The following is a 447-nucleotide window of genomic DNA, read 5'->3' as shown; positions in this document are numbered from 1 at the left end:
CGTTAACACCATGTGAAAAATATACACTCATTGAACAAACGATTCGTCGCTTCAACTTTCCACGCATGGTGCGTTATGTTTGCGATCTAGCTGGTGTAAGTCGAAGTGGTTATTATGCTTGGCTTCGTAAGCTAGACATACACATTGAAAAAGAAGCAAGTGATGAGAAGGATTATGAATTGATTCAAGAAATCTTCAACCGTAAAAAGAAAAAATGTGGTGCACGATTCATCAAAATGACGTTAGAAAACACAAAGGGAATTACAATGAATCTAAAGCGTATTTTTCGGGTTATGCGTAAATACAATCTTGTGACAAAGATTCGTCGTGTGAATCCATACAAACAAATCGCAAAAGCGACGCAAGAACACAAAACTTGTCCGAACTTATTACAACGTCAATTCAACCAAGAAGAGCCGGAAAAAAGTATGTTAACGGATATTACCT

The 447-nt window shown here is 37.1% G+C and carries 1 protein-coding gene; it reads left to right on the top strand.

The genetic code is table 11. From position 1 onward, the window contains the following. The coding region (locus tag JDS81_RS29830) for an IS3 family transposase (protein WP_199688691.1) at positions 1-447 on the top strand (447 nt) is incomplete at both ends.

Origin of the sequence: Bacillus cereus group sp. N31 (assembly GCF_016483245.1) — a bacterium.
GTDB classification, from domain to species: domain Bacteria; phylum Bacillota; class Bacilli; order Bacillales; family Bacillaceae_G; genus Bacillus_A; species Bacillus_A toyonensis.
Note: the sequence above shows the minus strand (reverse complement) of the source record. Positions and strands in the feature narration are given on the sequence as shown.